Source organism: Nocardia sp. NPDC005998, assembly GCF_040614395.1.
Classification (GTDB): domain Bacteria; phylum Actinomycetota; class Actinomycetes; order Mycobacteriales; family Mycobacteriaceae; genus Nocardia.
In genome coordinates, this window is the sequence record NZ_JBEXUI010000015.1 from 125,364 (window position 1) to 141,763 (window position 16,400).

15 protein-coding genes and 1 pseudogene are annotated in these 16,400 nt (G+C 65.8%); 10 read left to right on the forward strand and 6 right to left on the reverse strand.

The window, feature by feature from the left end:
• Positions 1 to 63: 63 nt before the first annotated feature.
• From ABZ293_RS21610 to ABZ293_RS21620, 3 genes are all read left to right on the forward strand, one after another.
• Complete coding sequence (locus ABZ293_RS21610) at positions 64 to 1,599, forward strand: adenylate/guanylate cyclase domain-containing protein (protein ID WP_355183298.1); 1,536 nt, start codon at positions 64 to 66, stop codon at positions 1,597 to 1,599.
• 58 nt (positions 1,600 to 1,657) lie between these two features.
• On the forward strand, positions 1,658 to 2,773 hold the full coding sequence (locus tag ABZ293_RS21615) for a YbhN family protein (RefSeq protein WP_355183175.1): 1,116 nt from the start codon (positions 1,658 to 1,660) through the stop codon (positions 2,771 to 2,773).
• Positions 2,774 to 3,057: 284 nt separating this feature from the next.
• Entirely contained in the window at positions 3,058 to 3,438 is a 381-nt protein-coding gene (locus ABZ293_RS21620; protein WP_355183177.1) for a DUF3054 domain-containing protein, read from the forward strand.
• Positions 3,439 to 3,442: 4 nt separating this feature from the next.
• Here ABZ293_RS21620 and ABZ293_RS21625 read toward each other — a convergent pair whose 3' ends face one another.
• The gene (locus ABZ293_RS21625; protein WP_355183179.1) at positions 3,443 to 5,122 is read right to left on the reverse strand and encodes an NTF2-like N-terminal transpeptidase domain-containing protein; all 1,680 of its coding nucleotides are present in this window, start codon (positions 5,120 to 5,122) and stop codon (positions 3,443 to 3,445) included.
• Positions 5,123 to 5,519: 397 nt separating this feature from the next.
• Between ABZ293_RS21625 and ABZ293_RS21630 the strand changes: the two genes are divergently transcribed.
• Positions 5,520 to 6,125 (forward strand): hypothetical protein, encoded by a 606-nt coding sequence (locus ABZ293_RS21630; protein WP_354962063.1) that lies wholly within the window; start codon positions 5,520 to 5,522, stop codon positions 6,123 to 6,125.
• 51 nt (positions 6,126 to 6,176) lie between these two features.
• Positions 6,177 to 6,614 carry a type II 3-dehydroquinate dehydratase gene (gene aroQ, locus ABZ293_RS21635; RefSeq protein ID WP_355183181.1) on the forward strand — a complete coding sequence of 146 codons (438 nt, stop codon included), beginning with the start codon at positions 6,177 to 6,179 and terminating at the stop codon, positions 6,612 to 6,614.
• Positions 6,615 to 6,743: 129 nt separating this feature from the next.
• Here the strand turns inward: aroQ and ABZ293_RS21640 are convergent, their stop codons facing one another.
• Complete coding sequence (locus tag ABZ293_RS21640; RefSeq protein ID WP_354961956.1) at positions 6,744 to 7,190, reverse strand: nitroreductase/quinone reductase family protein; 447 nt, start codon at positions 7,188 to 7,190, stop codon at positions 6,744 to 6,746.
• A gap of 249 nt (positions 7,191 to 7,439) precedes the next feature.
• On the opposite strand from ABZ293_RS21640, the gene ABZ293_RS21645 reads away from it, so the two are divergent.
• Entirely contained in the window at positions 7,440 to 7,916 is a 477-nt protein-coding gene (locus tag ABZ293_RS21645) for a hypothetical protein (RefSeq protein WP_355183183.1), read from the forward strand.
• Positions 7,917 to 7,974: 58 nt separating this feature from the next.
• On the opposite strand, the pseudogene ABZ293_RS21650 reads toward ABZ293_RS21645, so the two are convergent.
• Positions 7,975 to 9,142 (reverse strand): annotated as a pseudogene (locus ABZ293_RS21650) (IS110 family transposase); the annotation flags it as partial.
• Between the two features lie 385 nt (positions 9,143 to 9,527).
• Here ABZ293_RS21650 and ABZ293_RS21655 point away from each other — a divergent pair.
• The 3 genes from ABZ293_RS21655 to ABZ293_RS21665 are packed head-to-tail and all read left to right on the forward strand — an operon-like array spanning position 9,528 to position 11,549.
• The gene (locus ABZ293_RS21655) at positions 9,528 to 10,454 is read left to right on the forward strand and encodes an ABC transporter ATP-binding protein (RefSeq protein WP_355183184.1); all 927 of its coding nucleotides are present in this window, start codon (positions 9,528 to 9,530) and stop codon (positions 10,452 to 10,454) included.
• Entirely contained in the window at positions 10,451 to 11,302 is an 852-nt protein-coding gene (locus ABZ293_RS21660; RefSeq protein ID WP_355183186.1) for an ABC transporter permease, read from the forward strand. Before ABZ293_RS21655 ends, ABZ293_RS21660 begins: the two co-directional genes overlap by 4 nt.
• Positions 11,292 to 11,549, forward strand: coding sequence for a helix-turn-helix transcriptional regulator (locus tag ABZ293_RS21665; protein WP_355183188.1), 258 nt, complete (start codon positions 11,292 to 11,294; stop codon positions 11,547 to 11,549). The genes ABZ293_RS21660 and ABZ293_RS21665 overlap by 11 nt, the downstream gene beginning before the upstream one ends.
• Positions 11,550 to 11,587: 38 nt before the next feature.
• On the opposite strand, the gene ABZ293_RS21670 is transcribed toward ABZ293_RS21665, so the two are convergent.
• Positions 11,588 to 12,469, reverse strand: coding sequence for an NAD(P)-binding domain-containing protein (locus tag ABZ293_RS21670; RefSeq protein WP_355183190.1), 882 nt, complete (start codon positions 12,467 to 12,469; stop codon positions 11,588 to 11,590).
• A gap of 208 nt (positions 12,470 to 12,677) precedes the next feature.
• Between ABZ293_RS21670 and ABZ293_RS21675 the strand changes: the two genes are divergently transcribed.
• Complete coding sequence (locus ABZ293_RS21675; protein WP_355183191.1) at positions 12,678 to 13,028, forward strand: helix-turn-helix domain-containing protein; 351 nt, start codon at positions 12,678 to 12,680, stop codon at positions 13,026 to 13,028.
• 187 nt (positions 13,029 to 13,215) lie between these two features.
• On the opposite strand, the gene ABZ293_RS21680 is transcribed toward ABZ293_RS21675, so the two are convergent.
• A complete protein-coding gene (locus ABZ293_RS21680) occupies positions 13,216 to 14,337 on the reverse strand; it encodes a glycerate kinase (protein ID WP_355183193.1) in 1,122 nt (373 codons plus the stop codon).
• 384 nt (positions 14,338 to 14,721) lie between these two features.
• Entirely contained in the window at positions 14,722 to 16,371 is a 1,650-nt protein-coding gene (locus ABZ293_RS21685; protein WP_355183195.1) for an alpha/beta hydrolase, read from the reverse strand.
• Positions 16,372 to 16,400: the final 29 nt, after the last annotated feature.

Here is a 16,400-nt window from a genome sequence, read left to right on the forward strand (position 1 = left end):
CACACATGATCGAAACGCTAGATTGGTCACGTGTCAGCGCCTTTGGAAGCGGTCAAACAGACCATGCGAACGCGCTGGCCGCTGTACCTGACATCGATGCTGTTGGCCAATGCCTTCGGTGCGGTCCTGGTGTGGGCGTTCATCCAATATGGACTCCCGGTTCCCGAGGGTGAGGCGGCCGGTGCGCGACGCACTGGCCTGGTGATTCCCGGTCTGGTATTCACCACCGGCGGTTTGCTGAGCCTTGCCGCGGCGGCACTGATGCTGCGGCCGGTCATGCGCTGGCAGATGCGCGGCGGGCCGCCGAGCCGGCAGGAGCAGATGGCCGCACTGCACGCGCCGCTGCGACAGGCGATCCTGCATCTGGTGCTGTGGTTGATCGGCGGCGCCATCCTGGCGGCGACCATCATCGTGGACGCGCCGGAACTGGCGGGCGCGGTCATCGTCACCGAATGTATGGCCGCGACGATCGTCTTCGGCTTCACCTATATGCTCGGCGAGCGGATTCTGCGCCCGGTCGCCGCCGAGGCACTGACCGAGGGTTCGTTCGACCGCTCGCTGACCCCGGGCGTCGGCACCAGAATGGCGATGACCTGGGGTATGGGCACATTCGCCCCCACCATCGCCATTGTGCTGCTGTGCGTCACCCAGATCTCGTCGGATGTGAAGTTCTCGGCGCAGTCGCTGGCCATCTCCATTCTGCTGCTGTGCGGTGTGGTGATCATGCAGGCACTCGCGCTGTCCATGCTGACCGGATCGAGCATCACCGATCCGGTGCGCCAGCTCAGCCAGGCCATCGAACGGGTGCAGGAGGGCGCCCGTGACGTGCAGGTCGAGGTGTTCGACGGCAGCGAGATCGGACTGCTACAGGTCGGCTTCAACCGCATGATGGAAGAGGCCGCCAAGCGCCGCGAGCTGCAGGAACTCTTCGGCCAGCATGTCGGCGAGGAGGTGGCGCAGCGCGCACTCGACTACGGCACCGAACTCGGCGGGGAGACCCGATTCGTGGCCGTGCTGTTCGTCGATATGGTCGGGTCGACCGCGACCGCGGCCGAGCGTCCGCCGACCGAGGTGGTCAGCCTGCTCAATGAGTTCTTCCGCATCGTCGTCGATGTCATCGACCGGCACCACGGGTTCGTCAATAAATTCGTCGGCGATGCCGCGCTGGCGATCTTCGGCGCTCCGCTGGACCGGCCGGACGCACCGACCGCCGCCCTGGCCGCCGCCCGTGAATTGCGCGAAGCCCTGCGCGAGGTGCCCGGACTCGATATCGGTATCGGGGTATCGGCGGGTCTGGCGGTCGCCGGAAATATCGGCGCCGCAAACCGTTTCGAATACACCGTGATCGGCGATCCGGTGAACGAGGCGTCGCGGCTGACCGAGCTGGCAAAGGATCGCCCCGGCCGCGTACTCGCCTCCGGCAGCGCGCTGTATTTCGCCGATGAAAGTGAGCAGGACCTTTGGCTGACCGGGGACGAAGTCCAGCTGCGTGGGCGGCGGCGCAAGACCAGGTTGGCCTGGCCGCAGGAGAGCACCGCGGTGCGGGCGACCGAACCGGACGAGCCGGCCTGGGTTGCGCCGGAGAGCTCCGGCGATTGAATCCCGGCTCTGCACGTCGATGCAGACAGCCGAACGATCGGTTAGTTAGGCTGACCGCGTGACGGCCAACGGGGAACTAGCAGGCGATCCGGCACCGCCGCCGCCCGAGGACCCGACCGACAGCCCAGCGAAGCGCGGCCAGCGGGGAAGATTCTGGTGGGTCAAATGGGTCGCCGGTATGGCATTGCTGGCATTGCTCATCGGCGAGGGTTACTACCTCTGGCCACGATTGCACGATTCCTGGAATAAGCTCACCGAAATTCACTGGGGCTGGGTCGCCGCCTGTATCTGGATGGCGGCACTGTCGATGAGCGGATTCAGCCGGGTTCAGAAACAGCTGCTGCACGCGGGCGGTGTCGATGTCCGCCAGCACAAATCCGTCGCCGTCGTCTACGGCGCCACCGCAATGTCGGTGACTTTGCCTGCCGGACAGGTGTTTTCCACCGCCTTCACCTATCGCCAGACCCGCCGCTGGGGCGCAAGTCCGATCGTTGCCTCCTGGCAGCTGGTGATCTCCGGCGTGGTGGCCACCGCCGGACTCGCCCTGCTCGGCGTCGGCGGCGCACTGCTGGTCGGCAACCAGGTCGGGCCGTTCAAACTCATCCTGTCAGTGGTCGGCGTGATCGCGCTGGTGTGGGCGGGCAACTACCTGTCGAGGAATCCGGGCGCGCTGGAGGCCGTACTGCGCCGCGGCCTCGCGCTGCTCAATCGAATCCGCAAAAGGCCCGCCGACCAGGGCATGAGCAAGGTCGCCGATATGCTCTCGCAGCTGGAATCGGTGGATCTGGGCAAGCGCGACGGTGTCTTGGTCGCGGGCTGGGCGCTGGTGCACCGCTTTGCCGATGTCGCCTGCCTCGGCGCCGCCTGCTACGCGGTCGGCGCCGATCCGAAGCTGGCCGGTCTGCTCATCGCGTTCACCGCGGGCAAGGCCGTCGGTTCCATCCCGTTCGCGCCCGGCGGCATCGTCTACGTCGACGCGACCCTCATCTACGGCCTCACGGCGGGCGCGGCCCTGCCCATCACCCAGGCCGTCGCCGCCGCCTTCGTCTATCGCCTGGTGAGCTTCATCCTGGTCGCGATCATCGGCTGGATCGTCTTCGCCTTCCTGTTCCGCACGCCACAGGCCGACGATGCGGAGCTCGAGAAGGAATTCGAGCAGCGCCGAACGCTGTGACATCGGCAGCGCTTTCGACGCTGCGTGTGCGCGCCTCCGAATATTCAGCATCGCGTAGCGATTCGATGAGGGGTGGTGGTCGGGCGGCGGGTGGGCCTCGCGTCCGAGTCGTCGAGACTCGACGCCTACCCTTCGTGCGACTCGGCCGAGTTCGATGACCGTGGCGGCGGTCCGGGCCGCCAAGGTCGCTCGTAAGACTCGGACCGTGCGGGCATATAGCACCGGAGTTGACCGGCAGGTGCCGCATCCGAGCGGCCGAAACGGGCACTACTACGCTGGCCCGCGTGAAGAAACTGGTGCCGTTGCTGGTCGATGCACTGCTGGTGGTCCTGTTCTGCGCGATCGGCAGGCGCAGTCATGATGAGGCGATACTCACCGGATTGCTGAAGACGTTCTGGCCGTTCGGAATCGGACTCGCAATCGGCTGGGTGGCGGCCGTCGCGGTCGCGAGCCGGATGCGTGACGAAGCGGGGCGCGCCGCGCACTTCGACGGGACCGCCCTGTGGCCGACCGGAGTTCTGGTCTGGTTCGGCACGCTCTGCGGCGGCATGGTGCTGCGCGTGATCAGCGGTCAGGGCACGGCATTCAGTTTCATCATTGTCGCGGCATGCGTGCTCGCACTGTTCCTGCTCGGCTGGCGCGCGGCCATCAAGGCCGTCAACTGAGCCATCAGGGCTCCGGCGACGCCAGGTACTGGAGCATCCTGGCGGCCATCCGCGCGGTCGCATCGCCGCTGTCGGCGTCATTGATATGGATCGCGAAGGCCAGATCCCCCGCATTCGCGATGAGCCAACCATCATTGCCCGCGGTGGCCACGAATCCCGTGACATCGCGGAACGGCCGCAGCGGCGCGAATTCCGGTCGGCCCGCGCCATCGCGCAACAGTCCGCGCAGCCGGTCGGTCAGCTCCGGTGGCATGCCGCCGACCTGCGCGTCGGTGGTGCTCGGCCGTCCGGCCTCGATCATCGGCGGCGGCACCTGTCCGCGCGCGATGGCGGCCGCGGCGATCGCCATGCCGAAGGGGCTGGCCAGTACCGCATCCGTGCCGCCGCCCTGACGGACCTGCTCGGCACTGCGACCCGCGACCGCGACCCGCCCGGTGACCTCATCCAGTCCGGGCACCTTGTAATCGACGCCAACACCGAGATTCGGCGCGGCCTCGGCCGCATCCGGCACCGAAACGTCCTGCGGTGCCTTGTTCTTCAGGACCGAGGCGACCGTGCGGAACAGGTCGATATTGGTGCCGACCGGATACAGCCCGGTGAAGGCGACCGAGCCGTGCTCGCTGGCCTGCGTGTTCTGCGCGACCGCGACGACCGCGCCGCTGGAGGGCCGGATCGCCACGATCGAGGCGGGCGTACCGACGCTCACCACGGCATCCTCGGCGGCCCGCTGCAGGCGCTGATCCATGGTGGCCGCGATGTCCGGACCGGGCGGTCCCTGATATCCGGCGATCTGCCCGACGTAGCGACCGTCCTGTTCGAAAATCTGCACGCCCCAACCGGAATGCTGATCCTGACTGTCCTGCCACACCTTGCGCAGCGCGTCCAGCATCGGCGACCAGGTCCGGCGATCGGCGGAGATGAGCCGCGGCTGCTTCTCCATCACCACGCCGGGCACCCGGGCCATCGCGGGCTCCAGGATCGCGAAATCGGGTTCGCGCAGATTCACCGCGACGATCGGCTTGCCCTGTGCGGACGACAGTTGCTGCAGCAGCGAGGGTCCGGTGATCAGCGGCGCGACCGGTGCGATGGCCTTGGCCAGTGCGTCGGTCGAGGCGACCGGATCGGTCGTCTTGGCCGGATCGAGCTTGATCACATTGATGACCTGTTCGGTCATCAGCGCGTCGCCGACGATATCGGTGACCCGCGGTGGCGGGGTGGGTGTGGTGCGCACGAGGCGGACCGTGCGGTTGTGGTCCAGTTGCGGCATGACGACGGCGGGATCCCAGGAGATCCGCCAGCCGATCGCCAACTTCCGCACATTGCCCTGCAGGCTGTACTTCCAGGTCTTGTTCTCGCCGAAGTCCCAGGCGACGTCCATGCTGAACAGTCCGCCCTCGGCGCCGAGACCGATGAATTGGGTCTTCTGGTAGTCGACCTTGCCCGGCTGCAAACCCGCGAACATTTGCTTCAGCGTTGCTGACGCGGCGGTGGGATAGGAGGTCAGCTCCGCCGCCTTGGCATAGTTCTGATTGTCGAGCAGTTCGGTGAAGCGGTCTACGACACTTTCGGCCTCATTGCGTTTCTGGTCGGTTCCACACGATCCGATCGTGATAGCCAATGCCGCCGCCACGGCGAGTGCGATTGCGCCCCGGACGCGATAGCGGCGGGATCCCCACACATCCATGTCGCCCACTCTTTACTCTTGTCACTCCAGTAACAAGACCACCGTACCTGAAATTAGTTGTCCGCCGTGCCGCCGCAGCCCGGACGTTAGCCATGCTCAGCATCTCCGATTGTGCCCGAAACCCTTGCTTCGAGTGGCTGATCATAGGCGTTCCCCGGTCCCGCCGCGACATCCGGCGCCGCAACCGTACCGGCCGGAACGCAAAGTCGGACGAAAACGGTGTACGTCGGCGTTTCGGGGGCGAAGGACCCCGTTGACCAGCGCACACCCTCTCTGCGGCATACCCGCGCCGCCCTTCGCCGAAACCGTTCGCACAGAGCGGAACCACGGACACCAATTGCGACGTAATCTTGTAATCAATGAAATACACGAGCGACAGTAAGTAGGTGATTCCCAAATGAGGCACGATCATCGGGGACGGGGTTTCGGACGACCGGGCGGCTGGCAGCAGGCCGATCTACCCGACCCAGCGGATGCCCCCGACTGGTTCGCCGGCCGGTTGCCAAGCGATTGGTTCACCGGACAGCCCGTCATCGAAATCGACCGCGACGAAATCGTGGTGATCGGTGAACTGCCGATCCCGCAGCCGGAAAAACCCGCGGTAGCGGAGCAGGCCGACGCCGATGCGCCAGCCGAGGAGGTTCCGGCCGCGACGAAGGAGGGCGCCATCGCCCGATTCCGCGAGACCACCCGCCCGGCGCGGATGCGGATAGCGGATGAGGCCCAGCGCCGCTACGGGCGCAGCGTCGCCTGGGGCGTCTCGGTGGATGGTGAACGAACCATGTTCACGCACTTGGCCGTTCCGGTCATGACCCGGTTGCGTCAGCCGGAGCGCAAGGTGCTCGACACCCTCGTCGATTCCGGCGTGGCCCGATCGCGGGCGGATGCGCTGGCCTGGACGGTGAAGTTGGCGGGCAAACACGCCGAGGCCTGGCTCGAGGAGTTGCGCACCGCCATGCGGAAGGTGGACGACCTGCGGTCGGAAGGTCCGCAGGGACTCTAGTTCGGATCGTCGAGCGACCTGCTAGCGGTCGCTGCGACTAGTGTCTTGTCCATGTCGACACCTGGTCCGATCCTGGTTCTCAACGGACCCAACCTCAATATGCTCGGCACCCGCCAGCCGGAGGTCTACGGGTCGGCCACGCTCGACGATGTCATCGAGCTGTGCCGGCAGACCGCCGCGCGGTACGGCCGCGAGATCGATGCGTTCCAGTCGAATTCCGAAGGAGCGCTGATCGATCGGATCCATCGGGCGCGCGGCGTCGAATCCGGCATTGTCATCAATCCCGGTGGGCTGACGCACACTTCGGTGGCGCTGCGTGATGCGCTGGTGATTCCGGAACTCCCCATTGTCGAGGTGCACATCAGCAATGTGCATGCGCGCGAGGAGTTTCGGCATCACTCCTACATCTCCCCCATCGCCACCGCAGTGGTCGCCGGAATGGGAATCCAGGGCTATGCCGCCGCCATCGAATTCCTGATCAAGCGCTAGGCGGCAGTTGGGCCGGACCAGCTCGACCGACCGCCAAGCGGCATAGCCCCCCACAACGCCGCATCGCATTCCGCATACCCGGCGTCACGCCATCGAACGCTTCGAGTTCAACCGAATTGCTCTGTCGCACTACGCAAGCCGGAAAACCGGGAACCCCGGCGCGATCTCGGCCAACTGCGCATCGCTGGCATCCTTGGTAACCCCCTCGAAGAACTTCCCCACCTCCCACCCCCACTTCTGCAGGTACAGCCGCAACAACGGCACCTTGTCCGCATCCGCCACCTCGGTCGCGGCAAATGCCTCAACTTTGCGCCCCAGCCGCAACTCACCACCCCCCGCAACCCGCAAATTCCGTACCCACTGCGTATGCCCCCGCGGCGCAACCAGATACCGAGTGCCATCGCTATCGGTCAACAGATTCACCATCGTCGTCCGCCACTCCCCACTCTTACGCCCCCGCACCGCCAACAACCGCGACCCCATAACACTGATCCCAAGCCGAGGCAGCCAGTTGGCAACCCGATTCATGATCGGATCAAGCCCACTGGGACCAATGTAACGAGTCCTGGCATCCATCGTTCTCTCCTACTCGTGAGCACCGCTCTCTATTGAGATCAGTGTTCCACTCCCCCCTCTCCAAGTCAAGAGCACCGCTCTCCCTTCCTCGAAACTTACGAGAATGCGCTCATGCAGGGGTGTTCTCGGCGTTTGCCTGCACCAGCGCATGGTGATCACTTGTCCAGGCCCGGGGTTTTGAGGCTGGAGAGGATGGCGGGCCAGTTGGTGCTGATGCCTTAGAGGGCTTGGCTGCGGGGGGGTGTCCCTATGTTCTTTGTCAACATTTGCCTGGGGCGAACTCCATTGAGGTGGCAGGCTGGCTGTGTGGCTTCCTTCACGCTCACTGTGATCGAGCAGGCTCTGCGCGGCAGTTGGGCTGCTGATACGTGTTCGCCCGACGATGTGGCCAGGGCGGCATGGGAGTTCAGCAATCCGGCATGGGGGCATTGTGATATCACCGCGCTGGTCGTGCAGGACGTTTTCGGCGGCGATCTGATGCTCGGCGAAGTGTATTTGGACGGTGAGCAGCGTGGTTATCACTGGTGGAACCGGCTGCCCGATGGGGTGGAAGTGGATCTGACTTTCGAGCAGTTCAAGCTCGGGGAAACCGTCACGAACGGCAGGATTGTCCGTCCTTCGGGGCCGCTGCGGCGCAGGGTCGGGGAGTACGAGTTACTGCGCCGTCGTGTCGCCGACCGCATCGGCGGGGCACTACCCGCCTGTTCGGGTTTTCCTCGTTATTGAGGCGCCCGTATCGGCTCAGGGTCGGTGGGGGAGTCGAGTTCCGGTAGGGCTGTTTGGTTTTCAGCATGGCGTAGAGGACATCGCAGCGGCGGCGGGCCAGGCAGATGAGGGCGGCGTTGTGTTTCTTTCCTTCGTCACGCTTTCGTGTGTAGTAGGCGCGGCTGGCCGGGTCGTGCAAGGCGGCGAACGCGGACAGGAACAGGGCGCGTTTGAGTTTGTGGTTGCCCGAGCGTGCGGGGTGTTCGCCGCGAATCGAGCTGCCGGATCGGTGGGTGACCGGTGCGATTCCGGCGTAGGAGGCGAGGTGTCCGGCCGAGGCGAACGCCGAGCCGTCGCCGAGCTCTAGCAGGATGCGGGCTCCGGTCCTGACCCCGACGCCGGGCATCGAGGTCAGGACCGTGGCAAGAGGGTGATCATCGAGCATCCTCTCGATATCTTCAGCGATGCTCTTGCGTTGCAGTAGAACCGTTTTCAATGAATCAGCGAGTTTCGGCAGCACGATCTCGGCGGCATTTGCGCCGGGAACGGTGACAGTTTGCGCGGGCAGCGCCGGCCAGGATCTCCTCAACCAGACGTGCACCCATGCGCGGGGCGTGTCTGGTGGCGATCGTGGTGAGTTTGCGTTTGCCCGCAGCTCGGATTCCTTGCGGCCCACCGCAACGTGACAGGATTTCCAGGACAGCTGAGTGCGAGATCCGCGGTCCCAGCACGCGTTCGAGGGCTGGGTGGATGCTGGTGAGCAGGCCGCGGATGCGGTTGCTGGTGCGTGCCGCTTCGCCCGCGAGGTCGTCGTCGAAGCCGACCAGGACACCGAGTTCGGTGAGGGTTTCGTCGCCGGTGTCGACGCGGCGCAGTGTGTGCGGCATCGTGCGGGCGGCATCGGCGATGATGTAGGCGTCGCGGGCGTCGGTTTTGGCTTGTCCTGGATAGAGATCGGCGATGCGACGCATCGACAGGCCGGGCAGGTAGGCGACGTCGTGCCCGCAGGCGCGGGCGACGGTGACCGGCAGGGCGCCGATGGTGTTGGGTTGGTCGACCACGATCAGTAGCGGGCCGCGGGCGGCGAGCTGGTCGAACACGGCCCGTAGCCGGATTTCGTCGTTGGGCAGTGCCTTGTCGAACAACCGCTTGCCGCCGGTATCGAGACCGACCGCGTGGTGTTCGCCTTTTCCCACGTCAATGCCGCAGAACACGGCATACGCCTGTGCCACTTCGCAGTTCCTCATCGCGTCGAAAACCCAGAACGGCCGCCCGATCTGGCGTCAACGCCCGGCACCGACGTTACGAAGAGACCTACGAGCAGCCCTGTCCCCATCAGCGGTCCGTCGACGCCACCAGCACCCGGCGACACCACCCCCCGGATCATGAGTGCGACAGGGGGAAGAAGTCATACCGGGACTGGCGACCGTGGCCCCGCGTCAAGGCCACGAAGAAGGTAACGGGGAAGCCGTTGTGGATGACGGTCAGTTTTGCGAGATCGGTTGTGGCGGGTTCGAGTTCGAAGGTGACCTTCGGGCGGTGCTCGCGTGCCGACGGATGAGAACAGCATTGTCATGGCGATATGTAGTAGGTATGCTACGAATCATCCCGATCTCACAACGGGAGGATGAGATGACTCTGGGTGACGGCGTCGCGATCGACGTCGAGAAACTGCGCATGCGATACGGCACGACCGACGTCCTGCACAATGTGACGTTCCAAGCGCGACCGGGCGAGGTGCTGGTACTACTCGGACCGAATGGCGCGGGCAAGACCACCACCATCGAAATTCTGGAGGGCTTCCGCATGCGCTCCGCGGGCCGCGTCGAGGTGCTCGGCATGGATCCCGCACGCGCTGACGAAGCCTGGCGAGCCCGGCTCGGCGTGGTCCTGCAGTCATGGCGCGACCATGCGAAATGGCGTGTGCGTGAAATACTTTCGCATCTCGGCACCTATTACGTGCCGTACCGCACCGATACGATCCAACGGCCATGGGACACCGACGAACTCATCGCCGCCGTCGGTCTCACCGAACAGGCGAACAGCAAGATCGGATCGCTGTCCGGCGGACAGCGTCGCCGCTTGGATGTCGCGATCGGCATCGTCGGCCGTCCCGAACTGCTGTTCCTCGATGAACCGACCGCGGGCTTCGATCCACAGGCCCGACGCGAATTCCACGATCTGGTCCATAAACTCGCCGATGACCGGACCACCATCCTGCTCACCACCCACGATCTCGATGAGGCCGAGAAGCTCGCCGACCGCATCATGATCCTGGCCGGTGGCCGGATCATCGCCGATGGCTCGGCCGACGAATTAGCGCGTCGCATCGCGGGTGAGGCCGAAATCCGGTGGACCCACAATGGACAGCGATTCGTGCACACCACCACCGAGTCGACCAAATTCGTCCACGAGCTGTTCGGGCAGCACGGCGAGGAGATCGGCGAACTGGAGGTGCGGCGCGCCTCGCTCGAGGACACCTACATGAAGCTCGTGCAGCAATACGAATCCGGCAGGCTCGACACCGAGATCCATTCATTGGAGGAGGTCGCGCGATGAATCCGATCGACACCGCGGTACGGGCCGGAACCCGGCGCGGACTGATCGAGCTGCGGCAAATGCTCACCACGCCCCAGGACCTGTGGGGCATGCTGTTCTGGCCGGTCGCCATGATCGTCGTGCTGTTCTTCATGCGCGATGCGAAATTCCAGGCGAGCGGCCTCGGGCTCGGATCACTGGCCCTGCCGAGCATCCTCGGCATGTTCGTTGCCTTCAATGGCATGTTCGGCATCGCCCAGGCGCTCACCATGGAGCGCGAGGACGGAACACTGTTGCGCGCCAAGGCGACACCGAACGGCATGGTGGGTTATCTGATCGGCAAGATCGTTACGACCGCGGGTTCGGTGGTCGTCCCGTTCCTGGTGATATTGATACCCGGGCTCTTCCTGGTCGACGGCACCGCGATGGACAGCGTCGGCTCCTGGCTGAGCCTGATCGGCATTGTCGCGCTCGGCATGATCGCGACCATGCCGGCCGGCGCGGTGCTCGGATCGCTGTTCAGCAATCCCCGCAATATTGGGTTCCTCGCGATGCCGGTCATGGGCATTGTCACCATCTCCGGCATCTTCTACCCGATCACCTCGATGCCGGGCTGGCTACAGGGCATTGCGCAGGTGTTCCCCATCTACTGGGTCGGCATCGGCATGCGCGCGGCGATGCTGCCCGGCGATGCGGTCGCCATCGAACTCGGCCACTCCTGGCGGCATCTGGAAACCATTGCCGTGCTCGGCGTTTGGGCGGTGGCCGGATTGCTGCTGGCCCCGGTGGTGCTGCGTAGGATGGCACGTCGCGAGTCCGGGTCGAGCGTGGCGGCGCGCCGCGAGAGGGCGATTCAGCGTGCCTACTGAGGTCATCTACAACCGCATCGCCATGTTGCGGGCCGAGCGCGGCATCTCCCGGCGGGAGTTGGCCGAGGCGCTCGGCGTGCACTATCAGACGATCGGTTACCTCGAGCGCGGCGAATACAGTCCGAGCCTGCATCTCGCATTGCGGATCGCAGCGTATTTCGAAGTGGCGGTGGAGGTTATCTTCTCCACCAGCCCCTTCCCTCGACTCGGTTCCACCGCCGAATCGGCGCGGGTCGTCGGCGAATAGCCCGACGGTTCGCTGATCCGGCTCGGCAGCACCGAGATTCAGTCCCGCGGATCGACGAACAGTTGGTACACCGGAACCGCCTTGTCCGCCTGCTCGCTGGCCGCGATGGCACGCCGCCACAGCCCCTGCGACGCGTGCGAGAGTGTCGCGTCGACGCCGACCTCCTCGCTGGCCTCGATAATGTGCTGCGCGCCAGCGTCCATCATCTTCAGGCTGGCCAGGGTGCCCCAGCCGCCCGCCTTCGCCGCGGTCGCGAAATCCTCGATGAAGTACGGGTAAGCAGCGGCCGAGCGCAGCGCGAAGGGCAGGAACTGGTCGATGCTGTGACCGGACTTTTCGATCACCGCGAGCGCCTGATCGAAGGCGAGCATCCACGGCTGGAAAATGATCAGTCCGGCCTGGTAGAAGACCTGCGCGAGCCCGTCGTCCACACCGAGGTATTCCTGTGGGCTCAACGGGCGCAGCAGTTCGGCGTGCGCGTCGAAGACCTGCTGGGGACCGCTGTAGAAGATGAACGACGCCGGATGCGCGATATTGTCCCCCGCCGACATGACGCCGCCGGAGATGAACTCCGCACCGTGCTCGCGCACCCAGGCCGCACCCTTGCGGGCCTTTTCCGGAGAATCCGAGGACAGATTCGCGATCACCTTGCCCTCCAGGTGGTCGGTTGCCTGGCCGAGCACGTCATACATGGCGGCGTAGTGGGTAAGGCTGAGCACGCTCACCGAATTGGCGTCCAGCGCCTCGGCGACCGTGGCGGCCCGCTTCGCGCCGAGTTCGACCATGGCATCGACCTTGTCGATGCTGCGGTTCCACACCGTCACCTCGATACCGGCGTCCAGGAAGGCCCGGACCATGGCCTGGCCCATCGGCCCGAGGCCGAGGACGGAGACGGATCCAGCGGTGGTCTGTTCGGACATTGTGTTCCTTCGGTTCTCGTTCGATCGGTCGGCTGGCCCTTTCGAGCGACCTGCAAGCAATCGCTGCTGACCCTTTCGAGCGACCTGCGAGCAGTCGCTACGGCCGGAATCCATGGTCGTTCTCGCACGTAGGGTCGGGAAGACCGAACGTTGAGGTGTGGTTGCTTACCTCGAGGTTCGAATTCAGCTCAGAAGGAGTGCGGTGGATATGGGCAGTGACGCGGATCACGATGTGTGCGGCATGTCGATTGCGATCGATGTCGTCGGCGGCAAATGGAAGCTGCATCTGATGTGGGTGCTCGGGGCCGGCCCGCAGCGCTTCGGTCGGATTCGCAAGCTGCTCACCGGCGTCAGTGAAAAGGTCCTCGCCGAAAACCTGCGCCATCTCGAAGCCAGCGGTGTGGTCCACCGCGAGGTCTTCCCCGAAGTCCCCCCGCGCGTCGAATACTCGCTCACCCCACTCGGCGAAGAACTCGCGGTCGCCCTGCGCCCGCTCGAGACCTGGGGCGATGCACACCGCGACGAACTCCTCGGCAACCTGCTCGCCGCCGCGGGCTAGTGCCGCGTCCAGACAACTCCTGCCATATCGAGCCCTGGGACCGGGTTATGCAGAACGTAGTCGAATGGTGGTCGCGCAGACCGTATTCGACCGCCACGACGACGCTCGGCGAGCAGTTGGGGTGGGTAGGGCAGGTATTGATCTGGAGGGGGACTGGCAGTCGGCCTGAATTCGGGTTGCGAGCAGATCAATTTCCGATGTTGTCGACGGCTATCCGCTCGCCGACGCGGACCAGCAACTGTGCCGCATCGGCAATGCAGCGGACGGGATCCGACTCCAGATCGGCCAGGGCGTAGCAGGCGGTGAAACCCGCCGCTCGGATCTCATCACGCGTCAACTGCGCTCTGCCGACGGCGGCCACCACCGCGACACCCGCCTTGCGCGCCGCCTCGCAGACGCCGATCGGGGCCTTGCCGTGCAGACTCTGCGCATCGAGGGCACCCTCCCCGGTGACGACAAGGGCGGCGCCGTCGAGAAGTGCTGGGAAATCGAGGAGTTCGAGAACCACCTCGATGCCACTGCGCACCTGCGCGCCGAGCACCGCCAGCGCGCCGAAGCCGGTACCGCCCGCCGCGCCCGCGCCGGGGACATCCGCGAATTCCGGTGCGACGACGGCCGCCCAGTTCGTCAGTGCCGCCTCGAGGATGGGCAGATCCGGCGGCGTCGCCCCCTTCTGGGGCGCGTATACCGCGACCGCGCCGGTCGGGCCGAGCAGTGGGTTGTCGACATCGCAGGCCAAGGTGAAATTCGCAGCCGAAATGCCCGGATGCAATCGGGTGCGATCCACTCCCGCGACATGTACCAAAGCGGCTCCGCCCGTGGGCAATTCATTGCCGTCATCGTCCATGATGCGCGCACCGAGGGCCTGCAGCATGCCCGCGCCACCATCGGTGGAGGCACTGCCGCCCAGGCCGAGAACGATATCGGTGGCGCCGCGGTCCAATGCGTGTGCAATGACGACACCGAGTCCGTAGGTGTGCGCGCCGAGCGGATCGGGTTGTCCCCCTGGCAGTTTCGTCAGTCCGACCGCCGCGGCCAATTCGATTACCGCCGTGGTCCCCTGCACCGCATAGGCCGCGGTGTCGGCTGCTCCCGTTGGCCCCGGCGCATCGACCTCGATCCGCTCCCAGCCCGCCGCCACGAATGCGTCGACGGTTCCGTCGCCGCCGTCCGCGACCGGCACCTGCCGGATCTCGGCGTCCGGGCACGCGCGCGCGATGCCAGCCGCCAGCGCCGCCGCCACCTCGGGCGCGGTCAGCGAGCCCTTGAACTTATCCGGGGCGATCACCACCCGAAGCGCGGACGTCATCCCCACATTGTCCGGGGTGGCTCCGGCGGACGCACGTCGGGCAGTGCGCGGGCCATCGCCGACCTGCTATGCCACGAAAGCAGCGCCCGGTCGAATGTGCTTCCATCACCCTCGTTGCGCGTTCAGGCGCGATCTGTGGATAGCCCTGTGCGATCCAGTCGGTGCGGCACGCGCCGAGGGCGGCGCTGCCCCAGGTCACCCTTGGTCGTGGCCGCGCTCAGGGCTATCGGTCGGCGTCGACTTCGCGAGTAGGCGACACCACCAGTCTCGCCACACCGAAACCCCCAGCGCGCCAGCCGAAATACCCGCCGCCACCCACCACGAGTACGTGCCCCGGTCAGCCACTGCTCCATGCACCCCGCCGACGGGGTGATATCCACCCGCCTAGTGCAGCGGCGCTTGATCCGCGTGGTCGATGGTGACCTGGCCGGTGCGCAGGTAGGTCAGCACGGCCTCGTCGACGACGGTGTTGCCGCGGCCGAAGGCACCGTGATCACCGCCCTCGACGGTGATCAGCGAGCCGCCGATGGCACGCGCCATGGCCGGGCCGCCCTCGTAGGTGGTCAGCGCGTCGTGGCGGCTCTGCAGCAGCAGCGGGCGGGTGCGCAGGTCCTTGCCGTTGATCGGCACCGGTTTGGTCACCGGTTTCCAGCTACCGCAGGCGGTTCCGGAGCGGACCAGATCGGCGCGGGCGTCCATGGCATTGCCGCCCGAGGCGATGGTTGCGAAGGCCGAGCCGATCAGCTCGAGCCGGCCGCGCACCGCGTTCTCATTGCAGGTTATGGCGGAGAAGACGAAGCGGCCGGTGGGATCGGTGCTGGTGGCACCCTCGATGGCGAGCAGCTGGCGGACGTTCTTCGGATCAATATTGGCATCGGCCATCGCCCTGGCGAAGGTCGGCCAGAACGTGCGGGTGTAGGTGGCGACCGCGGTCGCACCGACCAGCGGCACCTGCGCGGACGCACCGCCGGTGAGCATGAGGCGCACCAGATTCTGCACCTTGCCCGCCTGCTCCACGCTGCCGTTGAAGCCGTCGCGGGCGATCTCGGCGAGCGGTTCGGGCAGCGCTCCCGGCAGATCGGCGACACTGGCCGGTGGCGGGGTCAGATTGGCATACCAGCCGCCGCCCTGGTCCGCGACCAGCCGCACCCAATTCTGGTAGACCTGCAGTGCCGTATCCCCGAGCCGGTATTCGCCGTCGTGCTCGGCGATCCAGGCGAACAGATCATCGAGCCGCTGCTTGCCAGCGACCTGCTGCTGGGCGAACTCCTCGGTCCACACCCAATCGGGATTGACATTGGAATCCAGCACCATACGATCCACCCGGTTCGGGAACAGCGATGCGTACACCGCGCCGAGATAGGTGCCATAGGAGGTGCCGAGATAGCTGATCCGGTCGACGCCGAGCGCGGCGCGCACCTGGTCCAGATCGCGCGCGGTGCTCTCGGTGGTGATGGTGTCGAGGTAGCCGGGCAGTGCGGCGTCGCAGGCCTTCTTGATATCGTTGCGGTTACCGCCGCCGAGTGAAACCTGTTCACCATCAGCCGATTTCGAGGTATCGACGGCCTGGGTAGCACAGCGCAGCGGCGTGGCCCAGCGCAGTCCACGCGGCTGCACCGCGACCCGGTCGTAGTGCTCGTTGAGTTCGGCGGGCAGCGAGTCGATCCGGCGCGCCCAGTAGTCCAGCGCGTCCGCGCCGGGTCCACCCGGATTGGCGACGATGACGCCACGGCGCTGCGCGGTGGCGGCGATCCGGCTGACGGTGAGTTCGATACGCGCGCCGTCGGGTTCGGCGTAATTCATCGGAACGGATATCACCGCGCATTGCACGCCGCGTCCCTCGGTCACCGATGAGTCCGGGCAGGCGCCGAAGGCGGCACCGGGTGTGGCCGCGGCCTGGGCCGTGATGATCGATCCGCTGATCAGGCCGGCGGCTGCCACCGCGACCAGTACCCGGGAAATACCCGGTACCTGCGAACTGCCCAGTACTTGCGAACTGCCCAGTACTTGCGAACTGCCCAGCACCCTCATCATGTTTCGTACCTCCGCCCGGCCGTTCCTCA